Here is a 16,913-nt window from a genome sequence, read left to right as displayed (position 1 = left end):
CGCAAGGTCGTGCGGCAGTGGGTATCACGGACGATGTCGTGCGGATCTCGGTCGGCCTGGAGGACCTGCTCGGCAGACTCGCGGAAACGCTACTTCGATAAACCTCCTGCACCTTCAGTCGTCGAATCCGACGAACGTGGTCGCTTCTGCTACCGATCTGCGTTCCGAGACCACCGCATTGGCTGGAAAGCTCTCGTCGGGCCAGCCCAGAGCGATCGCCTTCAGGATCACCTGGTCATCGTGGATCGCGGCGTGTTCGCGGACCACCGGCGACTGCATGATGCCTTGGCTGTTGATCACCGTTCCGAGGCCGCGGGACCAGGCTGCGTTGACCAGTACTGTCGAAACCGCGCCGCAGTCGAAGGGGGTGTCATCGGTGCTGTCCATGACACGGTCATAGGTGACGATCACGCAGACCGGCGCATCGAATTGCCGGAATCCGCGCATAAGCCAGTCCTCGCGCATCCGCTTGTCGTCGCGGACGATACCCATCGCGGAGAACAACTGCTTGGCGACGCCGATCTGTCGGTCACGGTGTGGACCGGTATAGGCAGGTGCGGTGCGGAACTCACGCGAATCCGGAACACCGGCCAGGGTGCGCTCGATGTTGCCCGCCCGAATACGTTCGAGCGGTTCGCCCGAAATCACGTAGAAGTTGTAGGGCTGCGAGTTGAAGGACGACGGTGCCCGCATGGCCAGGGCGATGATCTCTTCGATCAGCGCCCGAGGAACGGGATCAGGTTTGTATCCCCGAGTGCTACGGCGACCGAGGATGACTTCGTCGAACTGCATGATTCCCCTTGTTGTGAAGGGCACGCTGAAGCGCGAAAGGTGAGCGCCTCGCCATCCGCGAGCTCGATCGGCGATCGATGTCGGGTGAACTCCGGACGCGCCACAACAGGATGGTGAGATTTTATTTCAGAGTAAAAACGCGGTGGGGCATCCCGACTGTAGGGCGAGTACTCGAAGGTGGCAAGGGTGGAGCTGCGACGCAGCCCGCCCCCGCTGATCACCCTTGTCGCACGTTCACCGCCTTCAGGGGCCAGGGCGCGCGGGGAGTCGGCGAACCGGTCGCCGTCCACCGGGTCGAGCGCGACATCCACGTCCCGGCCGCCCGTATGCTCGCGGACCCGGTCGAGCCGGCCGTCCACCCGCATGACCATGTCGGCGTCGGCGGTCCGTGCGGTCTCGGTCTTGCGAGGTCCGCTGACCACCGCGGTGCTGAGCAGCCTCAGGGCGTGGCGCAGGTGCAGCGCGGCGGCGCCGATGCCGCCGGCTGCGCCGTGCACCAGCACCGTCTCGCCCGCCTGGGTCCTGGCGCGCCGGGTGAACGCGAAGCGGCCGGTGAGGTAGTTGGCCGGCATCCTGGTGGCGGAGAGGGTTGGCATGGTGCCGGGCGGTGTGAACACCTGGCCGGGGTCGACCGCGACGACCTGTTGCCAGGCCCCGCTGGGAGTCGGCACCGCGACCGGCTGCCCCGGTGCCGGCCCACTGCCCGCAGGTGCGCGGCGCACCATGCCCGCAGTCTCGGAGCCCGGGATGCAGGGCACCTTGTTCCTGTTCTGGCGCAGGCCCCGGGTGTGGAGCAGGTCGGGGTGGCTGACGCCCGCGGCGTGCGGATTCGCCACCATCCGCCCGTCGTCGGGTTCGTCGATCTCCACCAGTCGCATGCCCTCCGGGTCGACGAGCTCACCGAGCTGTTGCGTGAGCACTCTCCCTCCCTCCCTTCCTGTGACGAGCATCTTCAGTCGATGTCTAGCCGGGGAGCTTAATCAATTCTAGATTAGAATAATAGGGTAGGATGCGATCGAAGTTGGAGGCATGCCTGTGGAGACACGCGATGCGGTACTGCCGCGGCGTTCCGTCCGGGCGCTGGTGGATCGTCCTGTGGACCGGGACCCGCGACGCAAGTCGATCGTGGACCGATATGCCGAGTTGATCGATGAACTCTGTGCGCGAAGCGCGGGAATCGAGGTTGGCTGATGCGTGCCGTACGAGTGACCGAGCTGGCGCGACCGTCGGGAATCGTCGTCGCCGACGTTCCCGAGCCTGAGCCCGGCGATGGTGTGCTGATCGAGGTCGCCGCAGCGGGCATCTGCTTCCCCGACCTGCTCATGAGCCAGGGCAAGTACCAGGTTCAGCCCGACCCGCCGTTCACGCTCGGGCTCGAAGCGGCCGGCCGCGTTCTGCGAGCCCCGGCCGGGAGCACGCTGCAGCCGGGCGATCGGGTGGCGGCCTTCACGTTCGGGGCCTTCGGGGAGCGGCTGCTCGTGCCGGAGGAATCGACGTTCCTCCTGCCGGACGAACTCAGCGACGGGCAGGGCGCCGGGCTGGTCCTGAACTACCAGACCGCCTACTTCGGACTGCGCCTTCGCGGCGGGGTCGAGGCCGGCGAGACGGTTCTCGTGCACGGCGCGGCCGGCGGCGTGGGAACCGCGGCGGTCCAGGTTGCCCGCGGCCTGGGTGCGCACGTCATCGGGGTCGTGTCGACCGCGGAAAAGGCCGAGATCGCGCAACGTGCGGGTGCTCATGACGTGGTGCTGACAGAAAACTGGAGCGCGGAGGTGCGCCGGTCGACCGGTGGACGTGGCGTCGACGTCGTCTACGACCCCGTGGGAGGTGAGCGCACCAGCGAAAGCCTGCGCGTTCTCGCTCAGCAGGGACGGCTGATCGTCATCGGGTTCGCCGATGGCACCATCCCGTCGCTGGCGCTCAACCGTGTACTGCTGCGCAACGTGTCCGTCATCGGTGCCGCCTGGGGGCATTACGTGAACACACGGCCCGAGGTCTTCCGCAGTATCGGGACTGCGCTGGCTCACATGGCTCGTGAGGGCGTCGTCGCTCCGTTGATCGGCCAGACCTACCCGATGGAGAACGTCGCCGAAGGCCTCGCCGCGCTTGATGATCGCCGCGCGCTCGGGAAGCTGATCCTCCAGATCGGATCCGGCTGATGACGGGGCCGCTCGCCCACCTCGCGCCAACCAGCAACTGACAAGGAAAGAAAGGCAGTTCATGGCAGAGACGCAAGATTCGTACCCGCATTCGGCCGACGATGCCGGCGCGAAGTGGATCGCGGACTGTGAGACGCTCGTGACGACCGCTGGTCACCACATCGCCTACCGGCGTCGAGGGCACGGGCACAGCGTGCTGATGCTGCACGGATTCCCTACCTGGTCCTACGACTACGCGGCGGTCGCGGCCGACCTCGAGGCGGACCACGACGTCATCACCATGGACTTCCTGGGCTATGGCGCATCGGACAAGCCCAACCCCTACGAATACAGCGTGGCCGAATCCGCCGACATCGTGGAGCAGCTCGTGTCCCATCTCGGGCTCGAGCGCGTCAACCTGGTGTGCCACGATTACGGCGCGATCGTCGGACAAGAGCTGCTGGACCGCCATAACCGCGGGGCTCTCGGATTCGATCCCAGCAGCACGACGCTCATGAACTGCGCCATCGTCTACAGCGAGTACCGCCCCATGGCGCTGCAGGAGAAACTGGCTGATCCCGAGCACGGGGAGCGAGTCGCGAGCGGCATCACGAGCCCGTGGATGCGGGCGGTACTCGATGGCCTTCGTGGTGTCGCCAAGGTGACCGACGTGGAGTTCGACAACCTGTGGGCCGGTATGTCCCGCGATGAGGGGCACAAGCTGGCGCACCTGCTCATCCGCTACAACGCGGAACGGGATGTTCACCACGAGCGCTGGGAAACCGCGCTGCAGTCGTGGAACGGCCCCCTCAGCCTGGTGTGGGGTCTGCGGGACCCGGTGTCCGGCAGCCACGTGCTCGAACGCGCGACCGAGTTGCTGCCGAACGCGACAGTGACCGCGCTCGACCGGGCGGGGCACTTCCCCCAGGCCGAGGCTCCGGCGCCGGTCGCGGCTGCGATCCGGGCCGCTGCGCGGCCATGACGCATCGAGTGCGAGTCGCATGCCACCAACCACTCGTTCTTGTTCGGAGATGATCAATGAGCACTGATGTCCAGCAGACGCGTCGTGTCGAACTCGCCAAGTGGGGCGTGGAGAACCTCGCCGTCACGCGTGTCGACAGGCCCGGTCCGGGGCCGGGTGAAGTCCTCGTGCGGAACCAGGCGGTGTCCTTGAACTACAGGGATCTTCTGGTCGTGGCGGGACAGTACAACCCGAGGATGGCCTTGCCGCTGGTTCCGATGTCCGACTCGGCGGGAACCATCGTCGAGTCAGGCGCCGGGGCCACGAAGTTTCCGGTGGGCACCCGCGTCATGCCGATCCACGCGCCGGGCTGGATCGCCGGCCGTGCACCGGAATCCGGCGGCGCCCGCGGGGGTGAGACACCCGGCGTGCTGGCCGAGCACGTCGTCTTCGACGAGCGCGACCTGGTGGAAGTTCCCGCGCACCTGTCCGCCGTCGAGGCCGCGACCTTGCCGTGTGCCGGTGTCACAGCGTGGAACGCGCTCTTCGGCGGTGCGGAGCCGTTGCGGCCGGGCGGGCGCGTACTCATCCTCGGGACCGGGGGAGTGGCGCTGTTCGCTCTGCGGTTCGCCAAGCTCGCGGGCGCCGAGGTCGCGATCACGTCCAAGGACGACGCGAAACTGGCACGCGCTTCCGAGATGGGCGCCGACCATCTGATCAACTACCGCGACGACGCGAAATGGGGACGAACGGCGAGGACGATCTTCGACGGTACCGGTGCGGACCTCGTCGTCGAACTCGGGGGAGGCGCCACTCTGCCGGAGTCGCTGCGCGCGGTGCGCCGAGGTGGAACCGTCGCGATGGTCGGCTCGGTCACGGGCGCCGTCGTCGAGAACCTTTCGCTGCCGCCGGTGTTCATGCGTGCCGTCACCATGCGAGGCGTGGCAGTCGGTCCGCGCGAACTGTTCGAGGACATGGCTCGCGCGGTCGGGCGGCACCAGGTGACCCCCGTGGTCGACCACGTGTTCTCCGGCTTGGAATCGGTGGGCGACGCACTGACCACCCTCGCGAACGGGTCGCACTTCGGCAAGCTCGTCATCGAACTGCCCGAATGAGCGCTGGGCTCGTTGCTCGAGCGATGCTTCTACCTGTGACCTCCGGGTTTGCGAGTCCGATCCGTTCAGGTCCGTTTGATCGGCACGCCGGCGGTTTGGGCGGAAGCCCTGCCCGCAAGCGCCTCTCAGGCCGTTCGGCCTGTCGTGGCGGCCGTGCGCCGGGTCCGGGACGTCCCTGACGGCGGGGTAGCGCCCTCTTCCTGTACGGCCGGCGCGCCCAGGCCGTGACGCACCAGGGACCGCGCGGTGCGTACCACGACGTCGAGCGAGCCCTGGCGGGGATTCCACCATTCGGTCGTCCAGTTCAGGGCGCCCAGGATCAGCATGCGGGCGACCCGGGGTTCGAGGTCGGCACGGAGCTCGCCCGCCTTCTGGGCGTCCTGGATGAGTGCGCGCCAGATGTCCCCGTACTTGGCCTCCTCGGCGAGCTGCCGGGTGCGGATGTCCTCGGGGACTTGGCCCGCGTTACGGATCGCGGCGGTGGCGAAGTCCGAGATCGCCAGCTGATAGCGCAGGTGTTCCTCGACGGCCGCGTCGATGCGTTCCATGGGGGTGGTGTCCGCCAAAAGCGCGTCGAGCGCTTCCGCGACATGTTCCCGCAGGCGGGCCACGCCCACCCACATGACCTCTTCGATCAGCACTTCCCTGGACGAGAAGTAGTAGTAGATGGCGGGAGCCTGGATCTGTGCCTGGTCGGCCACATCGCTCAGCCGTGTTCCTGCATAGCCCTTGCGGCTGAGGACATGGGCCGCCGCGTCCAGGATGCGTTCGCGGGTACGCACCGACTTGGAGTCGGAGGTCTCGGTCGGCGGCTTGCCCGCGGATTTTCTAGACACGGATCAATTATAGGTGGTCCACCAGGCTCCGTACCGCCTCGACCGTGCCGGCCGGGTCCGGCCCGACCGGGTCCAGGCTGAGAGTGGTCACGCCAGCTTCCCGGTAGGCGTGGATCCGTTCCGCGACATGACCGGGCGGCCCGATCAGCGTGGTACGGACCAGCCACTCCCGGGGGACTGCGGCCTCGGCCTCCCGCTGCTTGCCGTCCAGGTAGAGGTCCTGGATGACCTTGGCCTCGGCCTCGAAGCCGTACCGGCAGGCCAGGTCGTTGTAGAAGTTCTTGCCCCGGGCGCCCATACCGCCGATGTACCGGGCGGCTGTCGGCCGTTCCCGGTCGAGCAGATCGTCGACCGGGAGGTTCTCGCCGACGGCGACCGGGCCGCCGGCGACGATGTCCAGCGGTGCCAGGTCGGGTGAGCGGCGCGCGGTCCCCGCGGCGAGTGCGGGTCCGAAGACCTCCTTCGCCCTGTCCGGCATGAAGAACAAGGGCAGCCAGCCGTCCGCCAGTTCGGCCGTCGCGCGCAGCGAGCGCTCCATCAGCGACGCACAGTAGACGGGGATGTTGTTGCGGTACGGGTGGTTGATCAGCCGTAGTGGCCTGCCGAGCCCTGTTCCCCGGTCGGCGGGCAGGGGGAGTTGGTAGACCTTTCCGTCGTGCGTCAGGGGTGCCTCCCGGCGCCACACCTTGCGGCAGATCTCGATGGTCTCGGTGATCCGCCGCAGCGGCTGATCGAACGGCACGCCGTGGAAGCCCTCGACGACCTGCGGTCCTGAAGCACCGAGGCCGAGGGCGAAGCGGCCGCGGGAGAGACTGTCCGCGGAGGCGGCGCTCATGGCCAGCAGGGTGGGGGTGCGGGTGAAGACGTTGACGATGCCGGTCCCGATCTGCATCCGCTCGGTCGTCGCGGCGAGGTAGCCGACGAGCGTCATGGCGTCGAAGCCGTAGGCCTCCGGGACCCACACCATGTCCAGGCCGGCCGACTCCAGGTCCCGGACCAGCCGGGCCGTCTCCACCGGATCACCGGTGTACCTGGACAGCAGCATCGACAGTTTCACTTGGTCCTCCGGGCGGTTGTGCGAACGTGGGCGTCGCCGATGTACGGCGGTGGCGGGGTGCCGCGGTTGGTGCGTGGCCCTACACGAGGCCACCCCGGCTGATCAGCTGGGCGGCGATGACATTGCGCTGGATCTCGTTGGTGCCCTCGCCGACGATCATCAGGGGCGCGTCCCGGAAGTAGCGCTCGACTTCGTACTCCGTGGAGTAGCCGTAGCCGCCGTGGATCCGTACGGCGTTGAGCGCGATCTCCATCGCCGTCTCGGAGGCGAACAGCTTGGCCATGCCAGCCTCCATGTCGCAGCGGCCTCCGGAGTCGTACTTCTCCGCGGCGTGCAGCACCAGTTGGCGGGCCGCGGTGAGCTTGGTGGCCATGTCCGCGAGGTAGTTGCCGATCGACTGGTGCTTCCAGATCGGCTTGCCGAAACTCTCGCGCTCCTGGGCGTAGCGCAGCGCGTCGTCGAAGGCCGCCTGCCCGACGCCGAGCGCCCGGGCGGCCACCTGGATCCGGCCGACCTCCAGACCCTTCATCATCTGGGCGAAGCCGTGTCCCTCGACGCCGCCCAGGAGCGCCTCGGCGGGCGCGTGATAGTCGTCGAAGGAGAGTTCGCAGCTCTCGACACCCTTGTAGCCGAGCTTGGGCAGGTCCCGCGAGACGGTGAGACCCGGACCGTGCTCGACGAGCAGGACGCTGATGCCCTTGTGGCGGGGTGACGCGCCGGGGTCGGTCTTGCACAGCAGTGCGATGAGCTGCGAACGGCGGGCGTTGCTGATCCAGGTCTTGGTGCCGTTGACGACATACCCGCCGTCCGGCAGGCGGCGGGCACCGGTGCCCATCGCCTGCAGGTCGGAGCCGCCGCCCGGCTCGGTCAGCGCCATCGTGGCCCGTACCTCGCCGGTCGCCATCCTCGGCAGGTAGCGGTTCTTCTGCTCCTCGGTACCGAAGGCGAGCAGCAGTTTGGCGACCACCGTGTGGCCGCCCATGGCTCCGGCCAGGCTCATCCAGCCCCGGGCCAGCTGTTCGGTCACGCCGACGTAGCAGGATGTGGAGACCGGCGCCTCGCCGTACGGCTCGGGGATGGCCAGGCCGTAGACGCCGAGTGCCTTCATCTGCTCGATCAGCTTCTCGGGATACGCGTTGGCGTGCTCCAGCTCCCGCACCACGGGCCGTACGTCCCGGTCGACGAACTCCCGGACGATGTCGACGACGGCCTGTTCCTCGTCGGACAGGATGGGCATACGGGTCTCCTCGCTCGGCTTCCGCTGCTTGGCCTCCGATTATAGTCTAAATTAAATTAAGTGACGAGAGGGGTTCGGATGGCTGAGGACAACCCGGTTGGTGCGGTCAGGTCGTGTCTGTCGGTGCCGGGATCGGACGATCGCAAGATCGCGAAGGCGGCCGCATCCGCAGTGGACGAGATCGTGCTCGACATCGAGGACTCGGTGCCCCCGGCCGGCAAGGCCGGAGCGCGGGACCTGGTCGCCTCCTGGCTGAACAGGTCCGCGGAGATCGGCCCGCGGATCGCCGTACGGGTCAACGCGCCACGGACGCCGTGGTGCCATGAGGATGTCATCGTCTGCGCGGGCCGGGCGGGCGCGGCGTCGATCGTGCTGCCCAAGGTGGAGTCCGCCGGCGACCTGGCATTTGTGGAGCGGCTGCTGGACGGCGTTGAGGCCGCCGCCGGGCGCGTCGAGCCCGTCACCGTGCAGGCGCTGATCGAGACGGCGGCCGGCCTGGCCAACCTGCGGGAGATCGTAACGGCCACTCCTCGGCTGACCACCCTGATCATCGGCTACGCCGACCTGGCGGCCTCACTGGGCCGCGCGGCGGACGTCCCGGCCGAGACCTGGCTGCGCGCCCAGGACGGCGTCCTGACGGCAGCCCGCAGCGCGGGTCTCGCCGCCCTGGACGGGCCGTATCTCGGGGTGGCGGCCGACGAGCGGTTCGCCGAGCACGTGCAGCGCGCCGCGCAGCTCGGCTTCGACGGCAAGTGGGTCATCCATCCCGGCCAGATCCAGCCGGTGAACGAGGCGTTCACGCCGACGGCGGACGAGGTGGAGCGGGCACGGGCGGTGCTGGCCGCGCTGGAGCGGGGCAGGGTGCAAGCCAAGGGTGCCGTCGCTCTGGACGGCCGGATGCTCGACGAGGCCGTCGCGCTGTCGGCGCGACGCGTACTGGCGAAGGCGGGAGGCTCGCGGGCATGAGCGAGGAACGTACGGTGGAAACGGTGCACACGGCATCCACGGCTCGTACGGAGCGTACGGCCGAGGGGCCGTACTTCGACGAACTGGCGGTGGGTCAGGTCTTCGGCGGGGCACCCGCGATGACGCTCACCGCCGGGCACGCCGCCACCCACCAGGCGATCGTGGGGGACCGGCTCGCGCTCCCGCTGGACGAGGAGCTGAGCCGCGCGGTGACCGGCCGGGCCCCACTTGCGCACCCGGCCCTGGTCTGGGACGTGGCCATCGGCCAGTCCACGCTGGCCACCCATCATGTGAAGGCCAATCTCTTCTACCGCGGGCTGGTCCTGCGCCGTGCCCCCCTCATCGGCGACACCCTGCGCACCACCACGGAAGTCGTCGCGCTGCGCCAGAACAGGGCGCGCGAGGGGCGTCGCCCCACCGGACTGGCCGCCCTGAGGATCACCACCACCGATCAGCACGACCGCCCGGTGCTGGACTTCTGGCGCTGCGCCATGCTGCCGCTGCGCAACCCGGACACGGACACCGGCCACGCCGCCGACCTCGACGTGGTGGGTGCCGCGCCCGGCGGTGCCGCGCTCGCCGCCGTCGCTGAGGGATGGCGACTCGACCGGTTCGCGCAACGGGTGGCCGGACCCCGGCCGACCGACCTCGCCGAGGGGACCCTCTGGGAGGTCGGCGGCGGGGACGTCGTGTCGAGCGCGCCCGAGCTGGCGCGGCTGACGCTCAACGTGGCCATGGCGCATCACGATCAGAGCGCGGCGGGCGGCCGGCGGCTGGTCTACGGCGGCCACACGATCGGCGTGGCCCTCGCCCAGGCGGCCCGGGCTCTCCCGTCCATTGTCACCGTGGCCGGGTGGCACGGCTGCGACCACCTCGGCCCCGTCCACGAGGGCGACACCCTGCACAGCACCGTCGCCGTGGAGCGCGTACACCCGCTGGACGGTCACGGCGGGCTGGTGCATCTGCGGTCGAAGGTCCGCGCCGTCCACGCCGACGAACCGCCGCGCGACGTCCTGGACTGGAGGTACGCCGTCGTGCTCGCCTGATAAGCACGGCGGGTCAACGGACCGGAGCGAACCGCCGGACTCCGTCGGCACGCTGCCAGAGGACCGCGCCCTGCTGGGCCAGGACGTCCAGGTGGGCGTCGATCTCCAGCACCGCGGTCATCTGGTGGACGAGTGGAAGGTCGTCCAGCCGGCGCTGCCGCCGGGTCCACGGCAGAGCGCGCGCCACCGCGTAGGCCGTCTCCGCGCCGGAAGCCACCTGGCGCAGCACCTCGTCCAGCCGCTCCTCATGATGCGCGATCAGTTCGTCCACCCGCGTGTGGACGCTCCTGGTCACGGGTCCGTGCGCGGGCAGCAGCAGCGCGTCCGGCAGTTCCCGGACCATGCGCAGGGAGGCGAGATAGGACCGCAGCGGGTACTTCTCCGGCGACCGTTCGAATCCCAGCGACGGGGTGATGTGCGGCAGTACGTGGTCACCGGAGAACAGCAGGCCTGCGCGGGGGTCCCCGACCACCACATGACCGCGGGTGTGGCCGGGTGTGGCCCGCACGTCCAGACGGCGGTCCGCTAGGACGATCCGTTCACCGTCCGACAGCCATGCGTCCGGTGGGCCGAACGGCATGTCCCGGTCCTGCTGTTCTACCGGCACGGCATCCACCAGGGCCGCCAGCCCGGGCGCACCGCACTCGCGCAGCAGGTCGACCTGGCGGGGCCATATCCCGTCGTCCAGGTCGAAGCCCTCGATCGTGTGACGCTCTTCCCGGCCGACCCGCACCCGGGTGCCCAGCGATTCGCGCAACGCCAGTGCCTGGGTGTAGTGGTCCCAGTGGGCGTGGGTCACGATGACCTGGTCGATGTCCCCGAGTCCGTGTCCCAGGCTCTGCAGTGCCTCGACGAGCGCCTTCTCGGTCTCCGGCCTGGCCCAGCCCGCGTCGATCAGTACCAGTCCGCCGGGATCCTCGATCAGATAGACGTTGACCGCCGCCAGTCCGTCCACGGGCAGCGCCAGAGGGACGCGGTAGACATGCTCCACGACGGGGTGGGCGCCGGGCTCGGTCCAGTCGTCGGGCTGATCCAACAGTGGTGTCGCCAAGGCCTGCTCCCGTGTCGCGCTCGACAGAAGAAATCTATCCTATCTTAAATTAAATATCCTAGGGTCGCGGTGCCACTGCCCAGGGCTGGACATGACGGCGCCGAGAAGACTGAGACGCTCTGGTGAAATTGCGTCGGCCTCCTGAGGCTCGTGGCCCTGGACGCCATCTCCAAGAGCTCCCCGGAGGCCAGGACCCCGGAGCCGAGCAGAATCCGATCGCCCAGGTCGGCGAGCCGGCCGCGTTCGGTCCCCGGGAAGGGGTGGAAGCGCTCGCTGAAATCCGCGAATGCCAGGGTCGTGCACAGAGCACCTCGTCGTACCGCTCGGCCAGGTCCAGGAAGTCGCGCATCCCCCTGTTGTCCGACACCACGGCGGTCCAGGAAGTCGGTGTACTCCGGCGTTCCCATGTGCGCCACGATCAGAAGCAGGCGTGGGTGACGGGCGAGAAGGCGGCCCACCGGCTCCGGCCCGGTGTGTTTGCCGGGCGCGGGGCCCTCCCGGCCGCACCACGGCAGTCGGCGGGGGCTGGAGACGCTGGTATGCATGTGGAGAGGGCCACGACCGGGTGTCGTGGCCCTCTCCTGGGCCCTGCAGGGGAGCGGGGCCTGTTCCTGTCGACCGGCTGGGCGACTCAGCGGAATCCGTTGCTGGTCAGTCCTTGCCGAGCAGCCGCCAGATCTGGTTCTTCTTGGTGGTCAGGGCGCTTGTCGCGTCGCAGGTCCACTGGTGGACGAGGGCGCCGGCGGTGGTGGAGATGTCGCTGACGTCGACGCACTTGCCGCTGTTGACGGCGACGAGCTGGTAGTCGTGGCTGTTGCCGAGCGCGGTCACCGCGTTCAGCTTGAACCGCTGATTGGTGCCTCCGTGGCAGGTCCACTGCTGGACGGCGGCCCCGTTGGCTTTGGAGTAGGCGGAGATGTCGAGGCACTTGCCACTGGAGTGGTTGACGACGGTGTAGGTGTCGGTGGCGCCGCTGACGGGGTGGAAGTCGAAGACCTGTTCCTGGCCGCTGCCGCAGGTGTTCTGCTGGTACTGGGTGCCGTCGGCGCTGGACTGGGAGGGGTCTTCGAGGCAGAGCGAGCTGTGCTGGGCGACGGCCGTGGAGGAGAAGCCGGTCGAGGCGCCGATGTGCAGGCTCTGCGGTGCGAAGGAGATTTCGTCGAAGTGCGGCGCGGAGCTGGAGCGCATCGGCTGTCCGATGTCGGCGCCGCCGCCGGAGTAGACCAGGCCGATGGTGGTGCCGTCGTAGTTGTAGAGCTGTGAGGCGGTGAACTTGACCGTGTTGGTGCCCTTGGTGAGGGTCACGGGCACGGTGTAGTCGGCGAACTGGTTCCAGTGCAGGGTGTTGGCGAAGTTGACGCGGGTGGTGTCGCCGCCGTTGACGCTGACGTCGGCGTGCTCGACCAGGATGTCGGGGTTGCCGCGGCTGACGGTCATCTTCTCGCCGTTGGCGTAGCGCATGGTCATGGCGTAGGTGCCCGCCGAGGGCGCGTCGACGTTGAGCGTGAGCGAGTTGGCTGTTCCGTCGCCGATGCCGGTGACGACGCCGCCGTCGGCCTGGCTGTAGGTGGTGTCGGCGGCCGCGGTGCCGGTGAGGGTGCCGTCCTCGGCCTGGTAGGTGACGACGTTGCCGGTGGTGACGGCGTCGGTGGCGCTGAACGGGGTGACGGCCAGGTCGTCCAGGGCCAGGGTGCCGCTGGTGCCGGTCACCTTGACCTTGTTGATGCCGGAGTCCAGATAGACCCGGTTGGTGGAGGTGGACCAGGCGGTGGGCGTCGCCCCGGAGAGGGTCTGGTCGTCGACGGTCTTGCCGTTGACCGTGAGGTCGGCCTGACCGGTGTTGCGGAAGCGGGAGGTCAGGTCGGCGTATCCGTCTCGCGCGGAGTAGACCCAGAACGTCGCGGACTTGCCGCTCGTCAGGTTCACCGCACCGGCCCCGGACTGGCCCTGGGACGTGTAGGTGGCGGTGCCGCTGTCGGAGAGAACGGCCTGCTCGGCCTCGTAGAGCGTGGTGCCCTGGACGGAGGCGTCCTTGTACTGCAGGTCGATCTTGTCGATGATGGCGTCGCCGTCGGTGGCCGCGCCGTTGTCGCCGGTGGTGGCCAACGTGATGGTGTGGCTGCCCGAGGTGAGGTGCACGGTGGTGTCGCTGTGGCCCCACACCACCCACTGGAAGCCCACCGGTATGTCGATCCTGGTGGAGGCGCCGCCGTCGACCCGTGCGTACACGTTCGTCGGGCCCTTGACGGCGGTCGACGTGGCGGAGCTGTTGCCGAACACCGACAGGTTGTAGTCGCCGGTGGTGGGCACGGAGACGGGGAAGGAGATCACCGTGCTGGAGCCGGTGCGCAGACCGCCGACGTCCTTGGTGCCGGAAGTGGCGAACTTGGCGATGCTCCCGGTCGTGCCCTCGGTGTTGATGTTGTATCCGCTGCCGCTGAGGGTGGCGTTCTCGGCCTCGTACGACGCCGACCAGGTGTTGTCGGAGGCGGTGGCGCTGCCGGTGCCGCCCGGGGAGACGATCACCTCGTACGCGGACATGGCGTCGAGGGTGATGGGGAGGGTGATCGAGCCGTCGGAACCGACGGCGACATCCGCGTCGGACAGCCGGGTCGGGGTGCCCGCCGCGCCGATGTATCCGCTGTAGCGGTCCTGGAACACGCTGACGTGGACGGTGCTGCCGAAGACCGCGGGGTCGATGTTCTGGATGACCGTGTTCGAGTCACCGCTGGTGCCGCCGCCGGCGAGGATGACACGGGCCTGCTTCTTGGCCGTGTCGAGGCTCGCCAGGCCCTGCAGGGTGTACGCGTCGTTGTTGGAGGCGCCGGTGACCTTGACGGTGTTGCCGCTCATGGAGCTGTACCAGTTGTACAGCCACCACTGGGCGTTGGGGGTGTTCTGGCCGGCGGCGGAGTCGCCGAGGGTGCCGTTGATGTTCCAGTACGGCAGGTTGCCGTCGACCTTCTCGTCCTCGAGGGCCGAGATCCACTGCACCATCTGACCGGGGTCGGTGAGGTGGTACCGGTAGGCGTACTCGTTGAGGTTGATGGGCAGCGGTGTGGTGATTCCCGCGGCGGTCTCCAGCGCGCGGTAGGAGTCGACCGTGCTGCGTACGGCCGCCGGGCTGCCCAGGGTGTGCCAGGTCATGACGTCGGGCAGGCAGTTGTTGGCCTTGCAGTAGGTGAGGAAGCCGTTGAAGGCGAAGCTGGTGTAGCTGGAGAGGTTGGGGCCGGCCAGCCGCGCCTCGGGCCAGATGCCCTTGATGAAGTTGTAGGTCTGCAGCCACTCGGCGTTGAAGGCGGCCAGCGGCCCTGCCTGGGTGCGCATGCCGGGGTACCACATGCCGTCGGGCTCGTTGTAGGGGACGAGGACGATCCGGTCCTTGTAGGGGCTGGCCATCGCCTGCTCGACCTGGGTCTTCATCGCCGCCTGGTAAGCGGCGTAGCTGGCGCGTTCGTAGGAGAACGTGCGGTACACGTCCGTCATGTAGATGTAGACGTCCTTGCCGCCGCTGTCCACGAAGGGCTTGGCGACCTCCAGCGCGTCCGAGCCGGGGTGCTGCTGACCGTCCTGGTACTTGGTGTTGGTGGTCTGCAGCCCCATCCCCTCGATGAGGTTGTTCGTCGGTACGTCCGGGGCGGCCAGGCCGTACAGCGCCCCGGAGGCACCGCCGTGGAAGGCTCCGGTGGTGGTGCCCAGGTCGACGGTGAGGGTGGGGGTGGCGGCGGAGGCCGGCGTCGCCATCACGGTGGTGGCCCCGGCTATGACGGTCAGCGAGAGCAGCGACTTGGCGATGCCGTGGAGAAGGCGTCCCCTGGTCGAGCGTCTTTGCCCGATTCTTGGCATGTGCTCGTGTCCCTTCAGAGATGAGCGGCTGGTTGTTGCTGCGCCGGCCCCCGTGCCGGACGTCTGGGTGGGGTTGTCGCTCGCGGGTCAGGCGGTGGCGGTGACAGTGCTGTCGGTCGCGGTGTCCGCGCGGCGAAGGTGGTCGCGGGCCAGCAGCAGGTAGCTGGATGCGGTCCAGGTGTACGCGCGGTCGCGCAGTCCTTGGCCGGTCAGGGCGTCGAAGTTCTCGGCGAAGCCGGAGGTTTCGCACAGGGCGCGGAAGCGGGCGCTGATCTCGTCCGCGAGGCGTTCATGTCCCGCGCGGCGCAGGCCGTCCTCGATGAGGACGGTGGAGGGGGCCCAGATCGGGCCGCGCCAGTAGCCGTCGGGCTCGTAGTGGGGGGAGCCGGGGTGTTCGGTCGCCAGGCCGAACGCGGTGAGGTGGGTCTCGATCTGTTCGGCGAGCCGGTCACGGACCTTGGCGGGCAGGCGGTCACCGAGCACGATCGGCATCAGGTCGAGCAGGCTGGCGCTCTCGGTTGGGGCTCCGCCGTGAGCGGGCCGGCTCAGGAACCGTTCGCCGTCCCACAGCTCGTCCAGCAGTACCGCCTGGATGGCGTCGGCTGTCTCGGTGCGGCGCCGGGCGTCGTCCGGGAAGCCCAGTTCGCCGGCCAGCAGGGCCAGTTCGTCGAGCTGGAGGATCAGCATGGCGGCGAGGTCGGCGGTGACGGCGAGGCGTCCGGGGTCGAAGGTGGTGGCGTTGTCCCAGCCGCTGTCGTTTCCATGCTGGTAGTGGGGCAGGGTGGCGCCGGATGCGCGCCGCGCGGTCAGCCAGAAGTCCGTCCAGCGGGTCAGTCTGTCGTACGCCTCGGTCAGCTGCGCCGGGGTGAGCGGCTCGGGGAGCAGGCGGCGCAGGTGACCGAAGGCCCAGCCGTGGATGGGCGGTTTGACGAAGTTGTAGAGGACCTCGGAGTGGGTGACGGAGTCGGGCAGTGCGCCGCTGTCGTCCTGGTGGTCGAAGGGGAGGGAGAACTGGTCCCAGGCGAGACCGGGGGAACCGGGGGCCAGGGCAAGGGCGTTGAAGCAGTGGTCCCAGCTCCACACCTTGTCCATCCAGTGCTTGGACATCAGCACGGCGGGCCGGGTGACCAGACCCGCCGGGCGCACGGTCGCCGACCAGACGACGTAGGCGGCGAGTTCGGCGGCCGGGGTGACGGCCGAGCACCACGGGGCGACGGTGCCGGAGAACTCGGCGAACGACTGCCGCGCGGCCTCATGGACCTCGCCGAACGTCGCCGACGAGCGGTAGGGCCGTCGCGCGCTGTCGAGTTCCTCGACCGCGATCTCCCATGATCCGTCGGGTTCGGCGATGACCGTGAGACCGCGGTCAGCTGTGCCCAGGGCCTGGGAACCGGACACGTCGGCGACCGTGCCGGACAGAACGGTGATCCGGTAGCGGCGCCCGGTCTCGTAGGAGGTGAACACGTGCGCGTCGTCCACCGGGTCGCGGTAGAAGTAGGTGCCGCCGAAGGGGGTCAGTTTCTGCGCCGCCGCGGTGACGCGAAGATCCAGCTCCTGGCCGTGAATGCGTACGGTGTCGGGCGACTCGTAGGCGAGGTCGATGCGGCCTGCCGCGCCGGTCCAGCTGAGCAGGCCCGGTGTCGCCTCGACGCGGGTCTCGGCGCGGTCGCCCGTCGCCGTGTCGAGGGGGAGGAGGCGCAGGACGGCGTGCATGCCGTTCTGGTGCGAGACGAGGTGGAGGTCCTCGGCGCGCGTCTTCTCCGCCAGCACGGGAGAGATGCCGAACCACGATCCGGGCGTGCTGAAGGGTATGTCGTGGACGGGGAAGGCCGGGCCGGTCGGTGCGGCGGTCATGGTGGCGTGACTCG

At 68.9% G+C, this 16,913-nt stretch carries 13 protein-coding genes and 1 pseudogene; 5 read left to right on the top strand and 9 right to left on the bottom strand.

Going from position 1 to position 16,913, the window contains the following annotated elements; all coding sequences use genetic code 11:
* Positions 1-114 precede the first annotated feature (114 nt).
* Together AQJ46_RS47630 and AQJ46_RS55850 are read right to left on the bottom strand one after the other, a co-directional pair.
* The gene (locus AQJ46_RS47630) at positions 115-792 is read right to left on the bottom strand and encodes a nitroreductase (RefSeq protein ID WP_059211598.1); all 678 of its coding nucleotides are present in this window, start codon (positions 790-792) and stop codon (positions 115-117) included.
* Positions 717-1,712 carry an alcohol dehydrogenase catalytic domain-containing protein gene (locus AQJ46_RS55850; RefSeq protein ID WP_159064207.1) on the bottom strand — a complete coding sequence of 332 codons (996 nt, stop codon included), beginning with the start codon at positions 1,710-1,712 and terminating at the stop codon, positions 717-719. The genes AQJ46_RS47630 and AQJ46_RS55850 overlap by 76 nt, the downstream gene beginning before the upstream one ends.
* A gap of 285 nt (positions 1,713-1,997) precedes the next feature.
* Here AQJ46_RS55850 and AQJ46_RS47620 point away from each other — a divergent pair, with 285 nt between their 5' ends.
* The 3 genes from AQJ46_RS47620 (at position 1,998) to AQJ46_RS47610 (ending at position 5,006) form a co-directional block, all read left to right on the top strand.
* Positions 1,998-2,951: an NADPH:quinone oxidoreductase family protein gene (locus AQJ46_RS47620; protein ID WP_208617108.1), complete on the top strand. Its 954-nt coding sequence runs from the start codon at positions 1,998-2,000 to the stop codon at positions 2,949-2,951.
* A 61-nt stretch (positions 2,952-3,012) separates the two neighbouring features.
* Positions 3,013-3,912 carry an alpha/beta fold hydrolase gene (locus tag AQJ46_RS47615; RefSeq protein WP_059211595.1) on the top strand — a complete coding sequence of 300 codons (900 nt, stop codon included), beginning with the start codon at positions 3,013-3,015 and terminating at the stop codon, positions 3,910-3,912.
* A gap of 56 nt (positions 3,913-3,968) precedes the next feature.
* The gene (locus AQJ46_RS47610; RefSeq protein ID WP_059211594.1) at positions 3,969-5,006 is read left to right on the top strand and encodes a zinc-dependent alcohol dehydrogenase family protein; all 1,038 of its coding nucleotides are present in this window, start codon (positions 3,969-3,971) and stop codon (positions 5,004-5,006) included.
* Between the two features lie 125 nt (positions 5,007-5,131).
* Here the strand turns inward: AQJ46_RS47610 and AQJ46_RS47605 are convergent, their stop codons facing one another.
* The 3 genes from AQJ46_RS47605 to AQJ46_RS47595 form a co-directional block, all read right to left on the bottom strand.
* Positions 5,132-5,842 (bottom strand): TetR/AcrR family transcriptional regulator, encoded by a 711-nt coding sequence (locus AQJ46_RS47605; RefSeq protein ID WP_079072791.1) that lies wholly within the window; start codon positions 5,840-5,842, stop codon positions 5,132-5,134.
* 7 nt (positions 5,843-5,849) lie between these two features.
* Positions 5,850-6,899, bottom strand: a complete 1,050-nt coding sequence (locus AQJ46_RS47600; RefSeq protein ID WP_059211592.1) for an LLM class F420-dependent oxidoreductase — start codon at positions 6,897-6,899, stop codon at positions 5,850-5,852.
* Positions 6,900-6,978: 79 nt separating this feature from the next.
* Entirely contained in the window at positions 6,979-8,136 is a 1,158-nt protein-coding gene (locus tag AQJ46_RS47595; RefSeq protein ID WP_059211591.1) for an acyl-CoA dehydrogenase family protein, read from the bottom strand.
* A gap of 78 nt (positions 8,137-8,214) precedes the next feature.
* On the opposite strand from AQJ46_RS47595, the gene AQJ46_RS47590 reads away from it, so the two are divergent.
* The gene (locus AQJ46_RS47590; RefSeq protein WP_059211590.1) at positions 8,215-9,102 is read left to right on the top strand and encodes an HpcH/HpaI aldolase/citrate lyase family protein; all 888 of its coding nucleotides are present in this window, start codon (positions 8,215-8,217) and stop codon (positions 9,100-9,102) included.
* Positions 9,099-10,148: a MaoC family dehydratase gene (locus AQJ46_RS47585; RefSeq protein WP_208617107.1), complete on the top strand. Its 1,050-nt coding sequence runs from the start codon at positions 9,099-9,101 to the stop codon at positions 10,146-10,148. Before AQJ46_RS47590 ends, AQJ46_RS47585 begins: the two co-directional genes overlap by 4 nt.
* Positions 10,149-10,161: 13 nt before the next feature.
* On the opposite strand, the gene AQJ46_RS47580 is transcribed toward AQJ46_RS47585, so the two are convergent.
* From AQJ46_RS47580 to AQJ46_RS47570, 4 genes and pseudogenes are all read right to left on the bottom strand, one after another.
* Positions 10,162-11,199, bottom strand: coding sequence for an MBL fold metallo-hydrolase (locus AQJ46_RS47580; protein WP_059211589.1), 1,038 nt, complete (start codon positions 11,197-11,199; stop codon positions 10,162-10,164).
* Positions 11,200-11,396: 197 nt separating this feature from the next.
* Positions 11,397-11,696 (bottom strand): annotated as a pseudogene (locus AQJ46_RS58015) (hypothetical protein); the annotation flags it as partial.
* A gap of 154 nt (positions 11,697-11,850) precedes the next feature.
* Positions 11,851-15,045, bottom strand: a complete 3,195-nt coding sequence (locus AQJ46_RS47575; RefSeq protein ID WP_059211588.1) for an RICIN domain-containing protein — start codon at positions 15,043-15,045, stop codon at positions 11,851-11,853.
* Between the two features lie 87 nt (positions 15,046-15,132).
* Positions 15,133-16,899: an amylo-alpha-1,6-glucosidase gene (locus tag AQJ46_RS47570; protein WP_059211587.1), complete on the bottom strand. Its 1,767-nt coding sequence runs from the start codon at positions 16,897-16,899 to the stop codon at positions 15,133-15,135.
* Between the last annotated feature and the right edge of the window lie 14 nt (positions 16,900-16,913).

This window comes from Streptomyces canus (assembly GCF_001514145.1).
GTDB lineage: Bacteria > Actinomycetota > Actinomycetes > Streptomycetales > Streptomycetaceae > Streptomyces > Streptomyces canus.
Note: the sequence above shows the minus strand (reverse complement) of the source record. Positions and strands in the feature narration are given on the sequence as shown.